Origin of the sequence: Nonomuraea sp. NPDC052116, from assembly GCF_040680035.1 — a bacterium.
Taxonomy (GTDB): domain Bacteria; phylum Actinomycetota; class Actinomycetes; order Streptosporangiales; family Streptosporangiaceae; genus Nonomuraea; species Nonomuraea angiospora_A.
The window spans coordinates 77,486-96,086 of record NZ_JBFAWA010000035.1 but is presented as its reverse complement, the minus strand read 5'-3'; the positions used below and the strand labels follow the sequence as shown (position 1 = coordinate 96,086).

The window sequence follows — 18,601 nt, the reverse complement described above, 5'->3', positions numbered from 1 at the left end:
TCACAACACAGGTCCTCAGACAACCTGAGAGGTTCGTTCGATGCCGCTCGGCTCCCTCCGTCCCAGCCCGCTCGTCGAGCAGGCCACCCAGCACCTGCGCGAGCAGATCACGCAGGGCGAGTGGCCCGTGGGCACCCGCCTGCCCGGCGAGAACGCGCTGGCCAAGACGCTGGGAGTGGGGCGCTCGACCGTCCGGGAGGCGCTGCGCGCGCTGGCCGGGGCGGGGCTGGTGCAGGCCCGGCAGGGCTCGGGCGTGTTCGTGATCGCCACTGCGATCGCCGAGGACTGGCCTGCCCGGCTCCGTCGGGCCGCCATCACGGACGTCTACGAGGTGCGCATGATGGTCGAGACGCAGGCCGCCCGGATGGCCGCGCAGCGGCGCACCGAGGAGGACGTCGCGGCGCTGGAGGAAGCGCTGGCGGCGCGGGCGCGGGCGGCGTCGCAGGACGACGCCGCGTTCGTGGACGCCGACATCGCCCTGCACGCGGCGGTCGTCGCGGCGGCCGGCAACCCGGTGCTGACCGACCTGTTCGCCGAGTTCGCGCCGGCGTTGCGCGAGGCGCTGATCGGCCTGGTGGAGGTGCTGGGGCTGCGCGCGCACGACCGCAATCCCGGGCACGACACGCACGCGGAGCTGGTGGCCGCCGTCCGGGACGGGGACGGGGAGGCGGCGGGCGCGATCCTGCAGGCGGAGCTGGAGCAGACGCTCGCCCACCTGCACGACTCGTAGCCCCGCGCAGCCCGCCGTTCGTTACGGTTCGACCGTGATCCTCCGCACGCAGCGGCCCACGGCCCGCGTCATCCTGGCCGCCCCCGACGACGGCGTTCTGCTGCTCCGTTTCATCCCGCCGGACCCGTGGCCGAAGGAGCCCGCCTGGCACCTGCCCGGCGGCGGCCTGGAGCCGGGCGAGTCACCGGCGCAGGCGGCGGCGCGCGAGGCGCTGGAGGAGACCGGCCACGTGTTCGGCGCCGCCGACCTCGGCGACCCCGTGGCGGTGAACGAAGGCGCGTGGTCCAACCTGGGCCGCCACTTCTACACCGTGCACACGTACTTCTTCGCCCGCGTGCCGTCCGCGACCGTCACCCCCACGGCGCTGGAGGAGTACGAGACGGAGGAGTTCAAGCTCGGCCACCGCTGGTGGCGCGCGAACGAGCTGGCCGCCACCGAGGAGCGCGTGTTCCCGCCCGGGCTGGCCGCGCTGCTGCCGGACCTCCTGGCCGGGGTACGGCCCCAGGCCCCCGTGAGGCTTCCCTGGACACAGGAGAAAGAATCTTCGGAAGGGATGTGAAGAACGCGCGGGCGGCTCCGACCCAGTCATGAGCACAACGCGAAGGAGCACACCATGAGCAAGCTCATCTACTGGGTCCACACCTCCGTAGACGGCCACATCGAGGGCCCGAACGGGGAGTTCGACTGGCCGGCGATGGGGCCGGAGCTGTCGGCGTACGGGGACGAGGTCCACGCCCGCGTCGGCACCTTCCTGTACGGGCGCGTCGTCTGGGAGATGATGTCCAACTACTGGCCCCACGCGGAGTCGATCTCGGACGACCCGCACGACCTCAAGTTCGCCCCCATCTGGCGCAGCACCCCGAAGGTCGTCTTCTCCACCACGCTGCAGGAGGCCGGCTGGGACGCCCGGATCGTCTCCGGGGACCTCGCCAAGGAGGTCGCCGAGCTGAAGAGCGGGCCCGGCAAGGACCTCCTGCTGAACGGCGGCTCCCGGCTGGCCGGCGCGCTCACCGAGCTGGGGCTGATCGACGAGTACCACATCATGGTGCACCCGGTCGTCCTCGGCGGCGGCCGGCCGGTGTTCCCGCCGCTCAAGGAGCGGACCGGCCTGCGCCTGGTGGAGACGCGCACGTTCGACGCCGGGGTGGCGCTGCTGCGCTACGAACGGGCCGAGGGCTAGGGCAGCGCGGCCTCGATCTCGTGGCGGGTCGGCATGGACGTGCTGGCCCCCTCCCGCTGCACCGACAGCGCCGCGGCCGTGGACGCGAAGCCCAGCGCGTCGGCCACGCTCATCCCCTCCGACCTGGCCACGGCGAACGCGCCCACGAAGGTGTCGCCCGCCGCGGTCGTGTCCACGGCCTCCACCTTCACCGCGGGCACCCGCAGCCGCTCCCCCGAGCGCGACCCGTAGAGCGCGCCCTCGGAGCCCAGCGTGATCAGCGCCTCCTCGACCCGCTCCAGCAGCGCGTCGAGGGCGGCGTCCGGGCCGGCGGCGCCGGTGATGGCGGCGGCCTCGTGCTCGTTCGGGACGATCGTGGTGACCGCGTCGAGGAGCTCGTCCGGCAGCGGCCGGGCGGGGGCCGGGGTCAGGTAGACATGCACGCCGGAGACCTGGGCGGCCTGCGCGGCCGCCACGACGGCCTCCATGGGCAGTTCGAGCTGGAGCAGCAGCGCGTCCGAGCGGGCGATGGCGGCCAGGTCCTCGCCCGAGGGACCGGCGACGGTGCCGTTCGCGCCGGGGACGACGATGATCGAGTTGCCGCCCTCGTCGTCCACCACGATGTGCGCGATGCCGCTGGGCCCGGGCACCTCGCGCAGGCCGCGTACGTCGATTCCGGCCTCCGCCAGCGTGGCGCGCATCTCCGCCCCGAACCCGTCGTCGCCCACCGCCCCGAGGAAGGCCACGTGCGCGCCCGCGCGGGCGGCGGCGATGGCCTGGTTGGCGCCCTTGCCGCCGGGCACGGTGCGGAACCGGTGCCCGGTGACCGTCTCGCCCCGCTTGGGGGCCTCGGAGACGTACGCGACGAGGTCCATGTTGGCGCTGCCGAAAACCGAGATCATGGCCCCATCATCTCCTGTGTACGGGCGGCCAGCGCGGCCAGCCCCACCCCGTCGTACCCGGTCAGGCTGCTGGCCAGGCTGTCGCGCAGCCGCCATTGGTCCGGCACGCCGCCGTTCAGCGCGCCCGCGACGGAGCCGGCCGTGGCCCCGGCGGAGTCGGTGTCCCAGCCGCCGGCCACCGCTCCGGCGATCGTGGCGGTGAAGTCGCCCCGGCCGTGGATCAGCGTGGCCGCGATCAGGGCGGCGTTGTTGATGGTGTGCACCCAGTGCAGGCCGCCATGGCGTTCGTGCAGGCGGTCGACGACCCGCTCGAAGCCGTCCTCGCGGGCGGCGTCCGCGACGGCCAGGCGTACCGCCTCGTGCAGGCGCGAGCGCTCCGGCACCACCGACAGGCCCGCCCGTACGACCTCCTCGGGCGAGGTGGCGACCAAGGCGGCCGCGCACATGGCGGCCACGAACATCGCCCCGTAGATCCCGTTCGCGGTGTGGGTCAGGCGGGCGTCGCGCCAGGCGTGCTCCGCCGCCGTGGCGGGGTCGCCCGGGTTGCTCCAGCCGTACACGTCGGCCCTGATCAGGGCGCCGATCCACTCCCTGAACGGGTTGCGGTGCGTGGCCGTGGCGGGCGGCTCGACGCCGTCCAGGAGGTTGCGGTACGCGACCCGCTCGGCGGTGAACGTACGGCCGGCGGGGAGCTCGTCCAGCCACAGCTTGGCCACGTCGTCGGTGGTGAAGCCGCGGCCGTGGCGCTCCAGGACGGACAGGGCCAGCAGCGGGTAGTTGAGATCGTCGTCCTCGGGGATGCCGTCGATGTTCTCGGCCAGGGAGTTGACGGCGCTGCGCCGGTTCCACGGCCAGCGGCGGGCGACGTCGTCCGGAAGCCCCTTGGCGGTGAACCAGCCGCGGATGGGCCAGTTGCCGGTGGCCTCGGCGATCTGCCTGATGCCCTCGCGCGGGATCTTCTCCACGGGCTTGCCGAGCACGCACCCGGCCGCCCGCCCCTGCCACGCGCCCAGCACCCGCGCCGGATCCACGGCCGCTCGAGAGGCCGCTCCCTGGGCCGTGCCCGGCCAGGACGGGCAGGCGGCGACGATGCCGGCCAGGTCCGAGGGCTCGGGCAGCGGGGGCGGGACGGCGGCCAGCTCGTCCAGCAGCTCCCCGGCCAGGTCCCGCAGCCGGGCCGCACCCGGCTCGGAGGCCCCGGCGCGCGGGGGCGCGTCGTGCCCGCCGGCCGCGTGCCAGCGGGCCGCGATCTCCCGCACGCGCTCCGCGTCGGGGCCGGTGGCCCGGCCGTCCTCGGCGGCCTGGCGGAGTTCGTGCCCGATCAGGTCCTCCGGCTGGACCCAGGTGAGCCGGATCACCGGCGGTCGAGGTCGGCGAAGGCGGCCTCGTGGCCGCGGCGCCGTACCAGGTCGTCGGCGTGCACCCGGCGCGCCACCTCCGCGATGGCGAGCCCGGGGGCCACCAGGTCCGTCCGGCTGGCCGCCCCCACCTGCGAGACCCACGGCGACGGCACCGCGGACAGCCCCCCGAGAGCGCCCGCGATGGCCCCGCCCATGGACGCGATCGAGTCGGCGTCGCGCCCGTAGTTGACGCCGCCCAGCACGGTCTCGCGGTAGTCGCCCTTCGCGATCACCAGGAACCCGAGCGCCAGCGGCAGCTCCTCGATGCTGTGCACCCGGCTCGGCCGCCGCGCCCCCAGCCCCTGGTCGCGGTAGGTGTCGGCGACCGTGTCGTAGGGCCGCATGGCGGCACGCAGCGTCTCGAACGACCCGTCCCAGTGCCCCAGCCCGGCGGCGGCCTCGCAGACGGACTCGATGGCGGCCCTCGTGCCGTCCTTGGCCAGGCGCAGGCAGGCCGCGATCACGGAGTCCGCGGTGGCGCCCGGTCGCATGGCCTCGGCCACGGCGGCGGCCATCACCCCGGCGGCCTCCCGGCCGTAGCTGGACTGGTGCGCCCCGGCCAGGTCGACGGCCTCGGCGTAGGCGGCGTCGGGGTCGGCGGCGTTCACGATGCCGACGGGGGCGACGTACATGGCGGCGCCGCAGTTGACGATGTTGCCGACGCCGGCCTCGCGCGGGTCCACGTGCCCGTAGTGGAGCCTGGCCACGATCCACTTCTCGGCCAGGAAGATCCGCTGCAGCGGCAGCGCCTCGGCCTCCAGCTCGGGGATCCAGCGCCGTTCGCCCATCAGCTCGGGCACCAGGTGCTCGGCCATCGAGTACGCGGTCAGGTGCCCGCCGGCCTTCTCATACACGCGGATCAGGGCGTGCGTCATCAACGTGTCGTCCGTGATGTGGCCGTCGCCCTTGTGGTACGGGGCGATGGGTCGGGCGTTGCGCCAGTCCTCGTTGAACGGCGGCACGATGCCCTCGACGCGGCCTCCGTACCTCTCGACGATCTGCTCGGGGGTCCAGCCCTCGGTGGCGCCGCCCAGCGCGTCACCGACCGCCGCCCCCGCCACGCAGCCAGTGGCCCTGTCTTCAAGCGGCGTCATGCGATTCCCTCCGATAGTCCTGTCGATAGCTGGATCAGATCCCGGCCCGCCAGGTCAGGCAGGCAACAACCGGCCAGCGTGCGGGCCGACGCGATCCACCCCTCCGGGATCGCCTCCAGCCCACGGCACGCGCCCGCGAGCGCGCCGGTCAGCGCGGGCGCCGAGTCGGCCAGTGAGGCCAGGCAGGCGGCCGCGGGCACGGCCCGCGTGAGCTCGCCGCCCGCCGCCTCGGCCAGCGCCAGCGCCACCGGCACGGTCTGCGCGGCGCCGACGCCGTAGCTGTAGACGTGGTCGAGCAGCGCGGCGTCCAGCGCGGGCACGGCCGCGAACGGGTCGCCCGCCTTGCGCGTGACGGCCAGCGCCGCGCGGGCGTTGTGGCCGATGGCGGTGTCCTCGGGCAGTACGGCCAGCGCCGCCTCCACCGCCCCGGTCACCGATCCCGACCGCACGGCCTCGGCCACGGCGGCGGCCATGGCCAGGGCGCCCAGGACGCCGTCGTAGGCGTTCGTCACCTGGGCGTCCTGCGTGGGGTCCCGGCCCAGGACCCCGAACGCCACGGCCCTGACGGCGGCGGCGTCGTCGAAATGGTGCGGGTTGTCGTGCCCGGACGCGGGCGGCTCGACGCCCTTGGCGAGGTTGTCGAGCGCGGTGGCCACCGAGATCCGTCCTCTGACGCCGTCCCGGGGCAGCTCCCTGAACGCCTCGGCCCTCGGGCGGTCGATCGTGAGCGCCGTCCAGGCGAGCCATTCGGCGTCGTCGGACGGGCCTACGGCCAGCGGGGCCGTGGGCTGGTTGAGCGCGAACGGGACCGGCAGCGTGGTGACCTCGTGCTCCTCCGCGAAGGCGTCCAGCTCTCTGTGCAGGCGTCTGCTCCAGGGGGCGTGCAGGGCCGCCCGGTGCCTGGCCGCCGGCCATCCGGCGGCGTCACCGACGGCGAGCCCGGCGAAGGCCCCTCTGATTCTGTCCCCCGACATCGTGATCTACAGTCCTCCCGCCAGTTCGTCGGCGACGTCCAGTACGTGTCTTCCGGCCACGACGGGCAGGCATTTGCCTGTCACGGGTCCGATCCTGGCCGCCCACCGCTCGGGCACGCCGCCCTCGCCGCGCATGGCTCCGGCGATCGCCCCGGCGATGGCGCCGATCGTGTCGGCGTCCCTGCCCAGGCTCACCCCGAACGTCACGGACGCCTCGACGTCGCCGTCCCCGGCCAGCACGGCGGCCAGCGCCAGCGCCACGGCCTCGGGGGCGACGTCGGTCCAGGGGTAGTGCCTGACGACCACGGCCTCGTGCAGCGCCTCGACGAGCGCGCCCTCGTGCGTCGTGGGCAGGGTCCCGCAGGCCCGTACGACGTTGCGGGCCGTCCACGAGTCGGCGGGGATCACCGACAAGGCCGCCCGTACGACGTCCTGGACCGAGGCCCCGCCCATCGCGGCGGCCACGGCCCCGGCGACCGCGCGGCCACCCAGGATGCCCTCGCCGGACCCGCTGACCAGCCCGTCCTGCTCCACCAGCCGGGCCGCCTCCGCCGGATCGCCCGGGCAGAACACCCCGTACGGCGCCGCGCGCATCGCGAGCCCGTCCGACCAGCCGTGCGAGTGCACCAGCCCCGTCAGCGGCGGCTCCAGCCCGCGGCGAAGCGCTTCGACAGTGCCCAGCTCGGAGAACCCGGCTCCGCGCATGGGCCCGGCGATCCGCGGGATGATCTCCCGCCGGTACGCCTCCGCCACGTCGGCGGAGGTCAGCGCGTGCCCGTGCCGCACCAGGAGCGAGGCGGCGAAGATGGCGTACTCCGTGTCGTCGGTCCCGCCGCCCTCGATCTCCGTGAGCCGGCCCCACCGCCGCCGGATCTCCGACGGCGACAGGTTCTCGGCCGGGGCCCCGAGGGCGTCCCCGGCCGCGAGGCCGAGGAGACACCCACGGGCTTTATCCCGATAAATCACCGCTGGTACCGCTCCAACACCTTGTTGCCGTCCTCGACCAGCTTCGAGGCCGCCTGGTCAATGGTGATCTTATTGGCGAAGTACTCCTGCAGCGTCGGCGTGGCCACCTTGGTCTTCCACTCGTCGAACCCGTTCACCTTGAGGAACGGCGCCACGACGAGGTTCTTGGCGGAGGCGGTGGCCACGTCCCAGCCGTTCTCCTTGGTGGTCATCGCCGGGTCGGCGGCGGCCGCCTGGGAGGTCGGCAGGAGCCAGTCACCCTTGGCGAGCTTGGCCTGGTTCGCGCCGTTCAGGAAGAAGGCGATGAACTTCATGGCCTCGTCCGCGTGCTTGCTGTCCTGCGCGATCGACAGCGTCTGCGAGACCGCGCCCTGCTGGGCGCTCGTGCCCTTCGGCGCGGGGAGCGTGACCCACTCGAAGCCCTGCGGAGCCTGCTCGGCGACCTGCTGGCGCAGGTAGACGCCGGCGGGCAGCAGCGCGAACTTGCCCTTGTAGAAGGCCGGCAGCGGGTCCGCGGTGCCCTGGCCGAGCGCCGCCGGGTCGGCGGACTTGTCCTTGTAGAGCTGGTCGTGGATGCGCTGGAGCACCTCGCGCTCCTCGGGGCCGACCTTGACCGTGGTCTTGCCGTCGGCCGTCTGGAAGAACGTGCCGCCGAAGTTGAGCGCCAGGTTGAGCGTCTTGTTGACCGGCGACTTCATCGGCCAGGCCACGCCATACCCCTGACCCATGGCAGACTCGGAGTCACCGGAAGAGGGAACGACGCGCTGGGTGGTCATCTTCTTGGCGGCTTCGGAGAACTCGTCCCACGTCCACGGGCTGTCCGGCGTCGGGATGCGCACTCCGGACTGGTCGAGCAGCTTCTTGTTGGCGATGATGACCTGCGACTCCTGCAGGAACGGCACGCCGTACACGCCCTGCTGGCCCTTGCCGTCGTCGAAGGTGACGGTGTCCCAGGCGGGCTGCGGAATGTCGCTCTTGAGCTCGGCGGGCAGCTTGTCCTTCAGGTCGAGCAGGTAGCCGTCGGAGGCGAAGCCGGACAGCGCGGGCGAGTCGTTGTGGATGACGTCCGGCGCCGTGCCGCCGGCGAACTGGGTGACGAGCTGGTCGTTGACGTTGTCCCAACTGCCCTGGACGTAGGTGACCTGGATGTTGGGGTTGGCCTTGTTCCACTCGTCCACGAGCTGCTTGTTCGCGGCGACGGATTCCTTCTGCCACGCCAGGCTGAGGAAATTGATCTTTACTGGCTCGTTGGGAGCGGACGACGGCTGCGTGCCGCCGCCTCCCCCGCCGCACGCGGCGGCCAGCGTGAGGATCGCCGCAGCCGCCAGAGCGGACGTGATTCGCATGTGAGCCTCCTAGCCCTTCACGGCGCCGGCCATCAGGCCGGACTTCAGTCGCCGCTGAATGATTGCGAAGAAGATCAGGCTCGGGATCGTCGCCATGAGCGACGCCGCGGCCAGCGGGCCGAGCCTGGCCACCCCCTCAGGACCGGTGAACCGCACCAGAGTGAGCGGGAGCGTCATGACATCGGGGTTCTGCAGGACCACGAGCGCGAACATGAACTCGTTCCACGACGAGATGAACGAGAACAGCAGCGTGGCCACCACGCCCGGCGCCAGCAGCGGCGCGACCACGCTCACGATCGAGCGCAGCCGGGTCGCGCCGTCCACGGCCGCGGCCTCCTCCAGCTCACGCGGCACCGAGCGCACGTACCCCTGCAGCATCCACAGCGCGAACGGCAGCGTGAACGTCACGTGCACGACCACCAGGCCGGGCAGCGTGTTCACCAGGTCCAGATCGCGCAGGATCATGAAGAGCGGAATGATGATCAGGATGAACGGGAACACCTGGCTGACCAGCACCCACCCGATGGCGATCCGGTTGAGCAGGCTGCGGTAGCGCGCCATCGCGTAGGAGGCGGGCAGCGAGATCAGCACCGTGATCACGCTGCTGAACAGCGCCACGACCAGGCTGCGCAGCCCCGCGCCCACCAGGTCCTGCTCGCCGAACGCGTCGGCGAAGTTGGCCAGCGTCGGTTCGCGCGGGATCCACGTCGGGTCGGCCAGGGCCATCTCCCGCGGCGTCTTCAGCGCCGTCGACAGCAGCCAGACCAGCGGGAACGCCAGGAAGACGATGTACGCGACCAGCGCCGCGTACTGCGAGAAGCGCCTCATCACTTGGCCTCCCTCATCTGGCGCCCCAGGTAGAGCGCGAGCACGGCCAGCACGACGATCGCCATCGCGAGGCCGAGCATCGAGGCGTAACCGGCCATCCGGTACCGGAACGCCTCCTCGTACGCGAACAGCATCGGCAGCCGCGTCTGCCCGCCCGGCCCGCCCTGCGTGAGCACGTAGACCAGGCCGAACTGGTTGATGTTCCACACGAAGTCGAGCGAGGTGATCGCCACGATCACCGGCCTGAGCTGCGGCAGCGTGATGTTCCAGAACCGCCGCCAGCGGGTCGCGCCGTCCACCTCGCCCGCCTCGTAGAGCTCCTTCGGGATGCCCTGCAGGCCCGCCAGCAGGACCACCGTGGTCTGCGGCATGCCGGTCCAGATGCCGACCACGATGATCGCCGGCAGCGCGAGCGAGAAGTCGGCCAGCCAGTTGACGTCCGTGCCCAGCAGGTCGTTCAGGATGCCCGCGTCGGGGTGGTAGACGAGCTTCCACATCAGGCCGATGACCACCGGCGGCATCGCCCACGGCACCACCGCCAGCACCCGGGCCACGCCCCGGAACCGCAGGTTCTCGTTGAGGAGCAGCGCCAGGCCGAGCGCGGCCAGGAACTGCAGCACCGTCACCGAGACGCCCCAGATCGCACCGATCTTGAAGGAGGACCAGAACTCGTCGTCGGTCAGCAGCCGGCCGAAGTTCTCCAGGCCGACGAAGCTCGTCTCGTGGTTGCGGGTGTTGCGGGCGTCGGTGAACGCCAGGCCGATGCCGTACAGCAGCGGGCCCACGCTGAACAGCGCCACCGGCACCAGGGCGGGCAGCATGAGCAGCCACATCTCGCGCGTCTGGCGCGAGATCCGGCGGCGCTTGGCGCGCCGCGTCCCGCGCGGCGGCGCCGGTCTCGTCACGGTCGCCGTCACGCCTCTTCCCTTTCGTCCGTACGGTGCTCGTATCCGGGCTCGTATCCGGCGGTGGAGGCGCGGACCACGAGCTCGGGCGGCACGGTGACCAGCCTCGGCTCGCGATCGCCTCCCTGCAGCCGTTCGAGCAGCAGCTCGGCGGCTGCCTTGCCGCGCTCGGCGGACCCCAGCGAGACGCTGGTCAGCGACGGCCAGGAGGCGGCGGCCAGGTCGGTGTCGTCCATGCCGACCACCGCCACGTCCTCCGGCACCCGTCGGCCGGCCGCGCGCAGCACGTCGAGCGCGCCGAGCGCGATCAGGTCGTTGGCGCACATCAGCGCGTCCACGTCGGGAACCCTGGCGAGCAGCTCCGCCACCGCCCGGCCCCCTTCCGCACGGTAGAAGTCGCCGATCTGCACGAGGTTCTCGTCGTAGGGCAAGCCGAGGTCCTGGAGCGCCTCCCGGTACGCGGCCCCGCGGGCGGCGCCGGGGACGGTGTCCAGCGGGCCGTTGACCATGGCGATCCGGCGGCGGCCGAGCGCGTACAGGTGATCGATCGCCAGCCTGACGCCGGTCCGCGAGTCGGCCCGTACGTTGTCCACGCGGGTGCCCTCGGGCACCGAGCCGATGATCACGACGGGGGTGCGGGCGGCGGCCAGCATCTGCAGATGCGCCTCGGTGACCCGCAGCGGGCTCATGATCAGCCCGTCCACGTACCGCTCGCCCAGGCTGTGCAGCACGTCGATCTCGTCGGCCACGACGGCGTCGGTGGAGTGCAGCACGAGCCGGTACCCGGCGGCCTTCAGCACGGGCTGGATCTGGCGGAGCATGGCCAGGTAGGCGGGGTTGCCGACGTCGGCCATGGCGAAGGCGACCTGGTGGGTGCGGCGCGACTTGAGCGACCTGGCCACGGCGTTGCGCACGTAGCCGAGCTCGTCGGCGGCGGCCATCACCTTGCGCACGGTCTCTTGCCTGGTCGGCAGGCCGTTCAGCACCCGCGAGACGGAGGCGATCGAGACACCGGCGCGCTCGGCGATCGTGTTGATCGTGGGTCCGTCGGCCAAGGCTGTCCTTCCATGTCCTGTAAACGTTTACGATCTAGGTGCTGTAAACGTTTACGGTGTTTGGGACATGAAATATGCGCGTAACTTGCAGGTCAAGTCACGATCGCATAACACCAGGTCAAACCCACATTCCGCAGTTTCCCACGTTCCCACGGCAACCCGCCACCGCCCACACGGCGACCGGCCCCCGTGCAAGTCACGCCGAGCACCACCGCCCCACACCCCGCCGACCCGGCACCCGGTGCGCGGCGGCGACAACGGGGACCGGGAGCCGCCGCGGGGTCCGGTGCGCGGGGTCAGTCGTGGGCCGGGGCCGGGGTGGGGTCAGGGTTGGGGGTTGAGGTGGGGAGGTGGGTCAGGGCGCGGATGGCGGGGGCGCCGCTGAGGGCGACGACGGCGGCGAGGACCGCCGGGATGATCAAGGCGACCGGCAGGGACGAGGCCTCGGCCACGTAGCCCAGGACGGCGGGCCCCAGGAGGAGGCCGCTGTAGCCGAAGGCGGTCACCATGGCGAGGGCGCGGCCGACGCGGCCCCCGGCGGCCCCGACCGCGCTGAAGAGGACCGGGATCACCGTGGCCAGCCCGACGCCCGCCAGCGCCCAGCCGGTCCAGGCGCAGACGATCTGGAGGGCGCCTCCCGCCACGGGCGACGCCAGGACCAGGATGTAGCCGGCGGTGGCGAACACGCCCGCGAGCTGGATGGTGCGCACCGAGCCGAGCCGGGCGCGGATGGGGTCGCCGAGCAGGCGGATAGTGGTCATGGCCACCGAGAAGATCGTGTACGCGAGCGGCGCCATGGCCGGATCCGTGTCCAGCACCCACCGGGCGTGCAGGGCGGCCCAGTCGATGGCGGCGCCCTCACTCAGGTGCGCCGCGAAGGCGGCCAGGCCGAGCAGGGCGATCAGGCCCCAGCCCAGCGACGAGCCAGAAGAGGCGCCGGTCTCCGACGCGGTGGCGTGGGCGGGCGGGTCGGGGAGCAGGAGGCGGGCCGCCGGCACGTACAGGAGGGGCACGACCAGCGCCGCCGCGATGAGCAGCCACTGCGCGTCCACGCCGGTCTGCAGCGCGAGCGAGGTGAGCCCGCCGCCGGCCGCCCCGCCCAGGCTCCACGTGCCGTGGAAGGCCGAGATGATCGGGCGGCCGTAGCGGCGTTCGACCTCGACGGAGTGGGCGTTCATGGCGACCTCGGTCACCCCGAGCCCGATCCCGAACAGCACCGCGAGCACCGCCAGAGCCCAGTACGAGGACGCGAGGGCGGGGCCGAGCAGCACCAGCCCCGAGAAGGGACCGGCGAACCAGCACACCCGGCGGCTGGACCACCTGTCCACCAGCGGCCCCGCCACCAGCATCGACACCAGGGCGCCACCCGAGATCAGCAGCAGGACGCTGCCCAGCCTGGCGGGGCCGAGGCCGAGCCGGTCGTTCAGGGACGGGAGCCCGGCGGCCCACAAACCCATCACGAACCCGGCGAGGAAGAAGAATCCGAACACTCCGGCACGAGCACGTCTGGCGTCAATGAGGCTTTTGTTCACGGCTAGAGCATAAACTGTGGTCCGTGATCGGTGCTACGACGAGTGGCGAGCTTCGCGCGCACAACCGGGTCCGGCTGCTGCGCGCCGTACACGACTGCGGGGCCACCCGCACCAGGTCGCAGCTGACCCGCGACCTGCGCCTGGCGCGAGGGACGGCGTCGGTGCTGGTGGCCGGGCTCGCCGAGGACGAACTGCTGCACGAGGAACCCGCCAGGGAGCACGCCCGGGGACGCCCGACGCAGGTGCCGGGGCCGCATCCGCGCGGCCCGCTCGCCCTGGCCGTCGACGTACGGGAGGACGCCTGGGAGCTGGCGGCCTGCGAGCTCGGCGGCCGGACCGAGACGCTTGACCTGCGCCCGCACGACGGCACCCCAGAAGGCGTCCTGATACCCCTGGGCGAGGCCGTCGCCGCCCACCGGCGCCGCCTCGGACACCGGGTGGTGGGCCTCGGGGTGGCCTTCGCCGGGCCGGTCCGGCACGGCGGCCTGGTGGACATCGCCCACCTGGGCTGGCGGTCGGTCGACGTCCCGCGCCTGCTCGGCCCGGACGTCCCGGCGCCCGTCGTGGGCAACGACACCGCGTTCGCGGCGCTGGCCGAGGCGCGCAGGGGGCGGCTGCAGGGCGTCCAGGTGGGCCTGCACCTGCACGTGGACTTCGACCTCGGCGGCGTGCTCGTCGTGGACGGCCGGCCGCTGGGCGGGGCGAGCGGCGCGGGGGCCGAGTTCGGTCACATGCCGCTGACCGGCGGCGACCGCCCCTGCCCGTGCGGCGCGATCGGCTGCTGGAGCATGGACGTCGGCACGAACGCCCTGCTCCGCCACGTCGGCCTCGCCCACGGCGGCGGCAAGGGGCGCGCCCAGGCCGAGCGGGTGCTGGCCACCAGCGAGGAGGCGGTCGCGGCCAACGCCAGAGCGCTCGGACGCGGCATCGCGGCACTCGTCAACGCCCACGACCCCGAGGTCGTGACCCTCTCGGGCCACGGCGTGGAGCTGCGCGAGCGCGCCGGGAAGACGCTCCTCGCGGCCTGCGAGCCCCGCCTCATGGCCATCCGCCGCGACCACCCACCCAGGATCGAGGGCTCGGCGCTGGGCTGGCGGGGGGCTCTGGTGGGGGCGATGGAGTCGGTGTTCGACGCCTTCCTCACGCCGGAGTGTGTCGAAATGTGGCGGGAAACCGGCCTGACCAGGGTCGCGACACGCCCGAGCGGCAGAATGTGATGAATTCCACGCTGAAAGGGTGAAGCCCCTCCGGCCCGCTTCCCCTTCCGAGCCATGCTAGCGATCTTGCCGCGCCCGGCCAAGGGTTGTACGCATGAGAGGAAGACCCATCATGACCCCGGCGATCCGAGGGAAGCACGCGTGAATCTCGAGCTCGCGCTCCGCATGACCGAGGCCGCCGTCAGGCGGGCGATCCGCGAAGGCGCGGTGATCTCCGTGGCGGTGGTCGACGAGGGCGGACATCTGGTGTCTTTCCAGCGTATGGAGGGTGCGGAGATCGCGGGGCCGGGCCTCGCGCAGGGCAAGGCGTACACCTCGGTGGCCCTGCGCGGACCCACCGCGGAGCTGGCCGTGCGGACGGCTCCGGGAGGTGACCTATATGGCCTGCCCAGGCATGATTACGTCTGCGTCGGAGGCGGCATCCCGCTCTGGGCGGACTACGGTGGGGGAGCACGCGTGGTCGGCGGCATAGGCGTCAGCGGAGGCACGATCACGCAGGACGTGGTCTGCGCGGAAGCGGCCGCGGAGGTCTGGCGGACACGTTGAGCGGCGCTTTTCGCAACACGAACCGCTGGTATCCGCCATGATTAGCCACTGCACCACGGGTAACAGAATCCCGAACGTAAACTCCCCGAGGAGAGAACCGAGATGGCACTTCCCACTCTCACCCCCGAGCAGCGTCAGGCGGCTCTGGCCAAGGCCGCCGAGGCGCGTGCGGCCCGCACCGCCCTGCTGGCCAAGGTCAAGGCCGGCGAGCTGACGTTCGCCCAGCTGCTCGAGCGCGACGACGACATCGCGAAGAAGATCAAGGTGTCGCAGGCCCTGCGCGCCGTCAAGGGCGTCGGCCCGGCCAAGGCCACCGCGCTGATGGAGGAGGCGGGCGTCGACGAGAAGCGTCGCCTCGGCGGCCTGGGCGCCCAGCAGCGCAAGAAGCTGGTCGACGCGCTCGGCTAATCCCCCGAGCGGCCAGGTCCGCGCGCGACGCCGCGCGGACCGGCCACCACCCCTCGACACCCCCCTCGCCCCTCCCCCGGACCGGCCCTCGACCGGTGGGAGGATCAGGAACGCAGGTAGGTCAGGACGGCGAGCACCCGGCGATGCTGGTCGCTGTCCTCCGCGTAGAGGCCGAGCTTGTTGAAGATGCTCCTGATGTGCTTCTCCACGGCCCCGTCACTGATCACGAGCTGCCGTCCGATGGCCGGATTGGACTTCCCCTCGGCCATCAGCCCGAGCACCTCGCGCTCCCGCGGCGTCAGCTGCGCCAGCGGATCGTCCTTACGTCTGCGCACCATCAACTGGGACACCACCTGCGGATCGAACACCGTCCCGCCCGCGGCCACCCGCCGCAGGCCCTCCAGGAACTCGTCCACGTCGACGACCCGGTCCTTCAGCAGGTAACCCACCGCGCCCCTGGCGTCGGCGAGCAGATCGTCGGCGTAGGAGACCTCGACGTACTGCGAAAGGATCAGCACGGGCGCCCCTGGCACCCTGCGCCGCGCCTCCACGGCCGCCTTGAGCCCTTCGTCGGTGAACGACGGCGGCATCCGCACGTCGACCACCGACACGTCCGGCCTGTGCTCGGCGATCGCCAGCACGAGGGCGTCGCCGTCACCGACGGTCGCGACCACCTCGCAGCCGAACTCCTCCAGCAACCTGACCAGGCCCTCCCTGATCAGAACCGCGTCATCGGCCACGACTACCCGCACGGCACCTCCGCCACGATCACTGTCGGCCCGCCGTCCGGCGACTGCACGCTCAGCTCCCCGTCGACGGCGCGGAGCCGGTCGGCCAGCCCGGCGAGACCGTGTCCCTTGGCGACGTGCGCGCCGCCGACCCCATCATCCCCGATCGTGAGCATGAGGATGTCGCCGATGCGGACCAGCTGGATCGCGCAGCTGGTGGCGCGGCTGTGTTTGGCCACGTTGGTGAGGGTCTCGGCGCAGACGAAGTAGAGGGCGTTCTCCACCGCCGCCTGGTAGCGCTCGACGGTCTGCACGTCGAGGTCGACGGGGACCGTGCAGCGCCCGGCCAGGGCCGCCAGGGCGGGCGCGAGGCCGCGGTCGGACAGGATGGGCGGCGCGATGCCGCGCGAGAGCGCGCGCAGCTCGTCGAGCGTCTCGCGGGTGGCGGAGATGGCGGACTTGATGGTGGCCTGCGCCGCCTCGGGGTCCTTGGCCATCTGCCGCTGCGCCCTGGACAGCTCCATGGCCAGCGAGACCAGCCGCTGCTGCGGCCCGTCGTGGATGTCGCGCTCCAGCTTGCGCAGCGCGTTGGCCTCGGCGGAGACGGCGGCGGCGCGGCCCTGGGCCAGGTCGTCGATGCGCTCCTGCAGCTCGGCCACGCCGGTCAGCAGGGCCCGGCCGAGCCCGGCGCGCAGCAGCGCGGAGCCGCGCACGGCGAACGGCATGATCAGGGCGAAGACCAGGCCGAGGGAGACGTAGAAGATCGAGTTGACGCCGTAGCCGTCGCCCAGGCCGAGCAGTTCGGGCAGCTCCACGTTGCCGGGGATGCGCGAGGTGATGATGCCGTACACCGGATAGGTCAGGCCCGCCAGCGGGAGCGCCCAGAACACCACGGTGAGCACGAACGACAGGATGGCGAACGGCAGGTTGATGATGCCGTGCAGCAGGTCGAGCCAGGACTGCCCGCTGGTCAGCGGGTTGACCGCCCGGCGGAAGCGGCCCGCTCCGGGCGGCGCGGGCTTGTAGCGGGGCCGTACGGGCGGGCGGTCCAGCACGTCGGCGAGCCAGCCGCGCTCCGCGTCGGCGAAGCCCCGGGCGGCCAGCAGCGTGCCGGCCAGCAAGGGCACGCCCAGCCACACGATCGCCGTGCCCAGGCCGGCCGCGAAGCCGGCGAGCATGATCACGAAGCCGATGACGGCCGTGGGGAAGCCGACGAGCGTGTAACGGGTGTCGAGAAGGACACGCCTCATCCGGGAGCGCATGGAATCACCGTATGGCGTGGCGGTCACCGGCACGAGCGGGTGTACGGGTGTCCGAGGGTAGGGCCAGCCCTACCCCGGAGGGTCACGTGATCTCCACCGCAAGACGGTGGTGAGCGGCAATGTGCGCGGACGCCCCCGGCGGGAGCCTTGATTCAGCTCCTCGTGCCTGTTGGTCGCGCTCGCACGGGGCTCCGCTGGTCACGCAAGCTACCGCTCTCCGCCCCAGGCTCACCGCTCCGTGCGAATCGAGGCTCTCCCATGACCGTCCTGCTGGACCGCCCCACCGCCGCTCCCGCGGCGCCGTCCCGCGCGGGCACCCGCACGGCGGTGCGGGACCCGTTCATCGACCTGCTGCGTGTCTTCGGCATGGCGCTCATCGTGTTCCAGCACTGGACGATCCCGGTGCTGACCTATGACGGCGGCCGGCTGACCACGGGGAACGCGCTCTCGACGCCCGGCGTGTGGGTGGTGACGTGGATCAGCCAGGTCATGCCGCTGGTGTTCTTCGCGGGCGGCGCGGCGAACGCGATCAGCTTCGCCCGGGCGGACAAGGGCGCGCAGCGGTGGCTGGCCACGAGGCTGCGCCGGCTGGCCTGGCCGCTGCTGCCGCTGGCGGCGGTGTGGATCCCGCTCCCCCACGTGCTGCTCACGCTGGGGGTGCCGCCGCAGCCGCTGGAGACGGGCGCGCGGCTGACCGGCCAGCTCCTGTGGTTCCTGGCCGTCTACCTGATCGCCGTCACGGCCACCCCGTACGCGCTGCGCCTGCACGAGCGGTACGGCCTGCGCGTCCCCGCGGCGCTGGCGGCCGGGGCGGTGCTGACGGACGTGGTGCGCTTCTCGACCGGGTTCGAGGCGCTGGGCTACCTGAACATCGTGTTCGTCTGGCTGGCGGTGCACCAGCTCGGCTTCTTCTACGCCGAGGGCCGGCTGCGGCGCCCGTGGGCGCTGGCGATCGGCGGGTACGGGGCCGCTGCCCTGCTGGTGGCCTACGGCCCCTACCCGAGCAGCATGATCGGCCTGCCGGGCGCCGAGGTGTCGAACATGGCCCCGCCCACCCTGGCCATGCTGGCCGTCGGGATCGGCCAGATCGGCCTGGTCACCCTGCTGCGGCCGTGGCTGCTCCGGCTGCGCACCGGCCGCCTGCTGGCCTGGGCGAGCCCCAGGATCATGACCGTGTACCTCTGGCACATGCCGGCCCTGTTCGCGGTGACCGGCGTGGTGGTGGTCCTGCTGGGGATCGACACGCCGCGGCCCGGCAGCGCGTTCTGGCTGGCCGGGTGGCCGATCTGGTTCGGGCTGCTGTGCCTGGTCATGTGGCCGCTGCTGAAGGGGTTCCACAGGTTCGAGACGCCGCCCGCGCTGCCGTACGGGAAGGGCGGATGGGGCGGCACGCTCGCCTCGGTCGTGCTGATCGGCGGCGGGGTGCTGACCCTGACGGTGGGCGGGTTCGCGCCCGGCGGCGGGCCGTTCCTCGCGGTGCTCGCCCTGCTCGGCGGGCTGCTGCTGACCGCGCCGCGGGCACGGACGTGAAGGAACGGGTGAGGATCGC

The 18,601-nt window shown here is 72.7% G+C and carries 19 protein-coding genes; 7 read left to right on the top strand and 12 right to left on the bottom strand.

Features of this window, described 5'->3' with window-relative positions; genetic code table 11:
- The first annotated feature begins 40 nt into the window (after positions 1-40).
- Genes AB0L65_RS47475 through AB0L65_RS47465 form a run of 3 tightly spaced genes read left to right on the top strand, consistent with a single transcriptional unit; the run spans position 41 to position 1,910 of the window.
- Positions 41-730 (top strand): FCD domain-containing protein, encoded by a 690-nt coding sequence (locus AB0L65_RS47475; protein ID WP_364260542.1) that lies wholly within the window; start codon positions 41-43, stop codon positions 728-730.
- 34 nt (positions 731-764) lie between these two features.
- Positions 765-1,289: an NUDIX domain-containing protein gene (locus AB0L65_RS47470; protein WP_364260539.1), complete on the top strand. Its 525-nt coding sequence runs from the start codon at positions 765-767 to the stop codon at positions 1,287-1,289.
- Positions 1,290-1,343: 54 nt separating this feature from the next.
- Positions 1,344-1,910, top strand: a complete 567-nt coding sequence (locus AB0L65_RS47465; protein ID WP_364260536.1) for a dihydrofolate reductase family protein — start codon at positions 1,344-1,346, stop codon at positions 1,908-1,910.
- Here AB0L65_RS47465 and rbsK read toward each other — a convergent pair.
- The 10 genes from rbsK to AB0L65_RS47415 all read right to left on the bottom strand — a co-directional run bounded on the left by rbsK (position 1,907) and on the right by AB0L65_RS47415 (position 12,891).
- A complete protein-coding gene (gene rbsK, locus AB0L65_RS47460; protein WP_364260533.1) occupies positions 1,907-2,791 on the bottom strand; it encodes a ribokinase in 885 nt (294 codons plus the stop codon). The two genes, AB0L65_RS47465 and rbsK, sit on opposite strands and share 4 nt — an antisense overlap.
- Positions 2,788-4,149 carry an ADP-ribosylglycohydrolase family protein gene (locus tag AB0L65_RS47455; RefSeq protein WP_364260530.1) on the bottom strand — a complete coding sequence of 454 codons (1,362 nt, stop codon included), beginning with the start codon at positions 4,147-4,149 and terminating at the stop codon, positions 2,788-2,790. The genes rbsK and AB0L65_RS47455 overlap by 4 nt, the downstream gene beginning before the upstream one ends.
- Positions 4,146-5,285 carry an ADP-ribosylglycohydrolase family protein gene (locus AB0L65_RS47450; RefSeq protein ID WP_364260527.1) on the bottom strand — a complete coding sequence of 380 codons (1,140 nt, stop codon included), beginning with the start codon at positions 5,283-5,285 and terminating at the stop codon, positions 4,146-4,148. Before AB0L65_RS47450 ends, AB0L65_RS47455 begins: the two co-directional genes overlap by 4 nt.
- On the bottom strand, positions 5,282-6,259 hold the full coding sequence (locus AB0L65_RS47445) for an ADP-ribosylglycohydrolase family protein (protein WP_364260524.1): 978 nt from the start codon (positions 6,257-6,259) through the stop codon (positions 5,282-5,284). The genes AB0L65_RS47450 and AB0L65_RS47445 overlap by 4 nt, the downstream gene beginning before the upstream one ends.
- A gap of 6 nt (positions 6,260-6,265) precedes the next feature.
- A complete protein-coding gene (locus AB0L65_RS47440) occupies positions 6,266-7,225 on the bottom strand; it encodes an ADP-ribosylglycohydrolase family protein (protein WP_364260521.1) in 960 nt (319 codons plus the stop codon).
- The gene (locus AB0L65_RS47435) at positions 7,222-8,571 is read right to left on the bottom strand and encodes a sugar ABC transporter substrate-binding protein (protein WP_364260518.1); all 1,350 of its coding nucleotides are present in this window, start codon (positions 8,569-8,571) and stop codon (positions 7,222-7,224) included. Before AB0L65_RS47435 ends, AB0L65_RS47440 begins: the two co-directional genes overlap by 4 nt.
- A gap of 9 nt (positions 8,572-8,580) precedes the next feature.
- Positions 8,581-9,399 (bottom strand): carbohydrate ABC transporter permease, encoded by an 819-nt coding sequence (locus AB0L65_RS47430; protein WP_364260515.1) that lies wholly within the window; start codon positions 9,397-9,399, stop codon positions 8,581-8,583.
- The gene (locus AB0L65_RS47425; RefSeq protein WP_364260512.1) at positions 9,399-10,316 is read right to left on the bottom strand and encodes a sugar ABC transporter permease; all 918 of its coding nucleotides are present in this window, start codon (positions 10,314-10,316) and stop codon (positions 9,399-9,401) included. The genes AB0L65_RS47430 and AB0L65_RS47425 overlap by 1 nt, the downstream gene beginning before the upstream one ends.
- On the bottom strand, positions 10,313-11,359 hold the full coding sequence (locus AB0L65_RS47420) for a LacI family DNA-binding transcriptional regulator (RefSeq protein ID WP_364260509.1): 1,047 nt from the start codon (positions 11,357-11,359) through the stop codon (positions 10,313-10,315). Before AB0L65_RS47420 ends, AB0L65_RS47425 begins: the two co-directional genes overlap by 4 nt.
- 296 nt (positions 11,360-11,655) lie before the next feature.
- Positions 11,656-12,891, bottom strand: a complete 1,236-nt coding sequence (locus AB0L65_RS47415) for an MFS transporter (protein ID WP_364260506.1) — start codon at positions 12,889-12,891, stop codon at positions 11,656-11,658.
- 23 nt (positions 12,892-12,914) lie between these two features.
- Here AB0L65_RS47415 and AB0L65_RS47410 point away from each other — a divergent pair, with 23 nt between their 5' ends.
- The 3 genes from AB0L65_RS47410 to mihF all read left to right on the top strand — a co-directional run bounded on the left by AB0L65_RS47410 (position 12,915) and on the right by mihF (position 15,062).
- Positions 12,915-14,108 (top strand): ROK family protein, encoded by a 1,194-nt coding sequence (locus AB0L65_RS47410; protein WP_364260503.1) that lies wholly within the window; start codon positions 12,915-12,917, stop codon positions 14,106-14,108.
- A 141-nt stretch (positions 14,109-14,249) separates the two neighbouring features.
- Complete coding sequence (locus tag AB0L65_RS47405; RefSeq protein ID WP_364260500.1) at positions 14,250-14,654, top strand: heme-binding protein; 405 nt, start codon at positions 14,250-14,252, stop codon at positions 14,652-14,654.
- Positions 14,655-14,756: 102 nt separating this feature from the next.
- Positions 14,757-15,062 carry an integration host factor, actinobacterial type gene (gene mihF / locus AB0L65_RS47400; protein ID WP_043641121.1) on the top strand — a complete coding sequence of 102 codons (306 nt, stop codon included), beginning with the start codon at positions 14,757-14,759 and terminating at the stop codon, positions 15,060-15,062.
- Between the two features lie 104 nt (positions 15,063-15,166).
- On the opposite strand, the gene AB0L65_RS47395 is transcribed toward mihF, so the two are convergent.
- Both AB0L65_RS47395 and AB0L65_RS47390 read right to left on the bottom strand, forming a co-directional pair.
- Entirely contained in the window at positions 15,167-15,814 is a 648-nt protein-coding gene (locus AB0L65_RS47395; protein ID WP_350727058.1) for a response regulator transcription factor, read from the bottom strand.
- Positions 15,805-17,040, bottom strand: a complete 1,236-nt coding sequence (locus AB0L65_RS47390) for a sensor domain-containing protein (RefSeq protein WP_364260497.1) — start codon at positions 17,038-17,040, stop codon at positions 15,805-15,807. Before AB0L65_RS47390 ends, AB0L65_RS47395 begins: the two co-directional genes overlap by 10 nt.
- 270 nt (positions 17,041-17,310) lie before the next feature.
- On the opposite strand from AB0L65_RS47390, the gene AB0L65_RS47385 reads away from it, so the two are divergent.
- Positions 17,311-18,582, top strand: coding sequence for an acyltransferase (locus AB0L65_RS47385; protein ID WP_364260494.1), 1,272 nt, complete (start codon positions 17,311-17,313; stop codon positions 18,580-18,582).
- Positions 18,583-18,601: the final 19 nt, after the last annotated feature.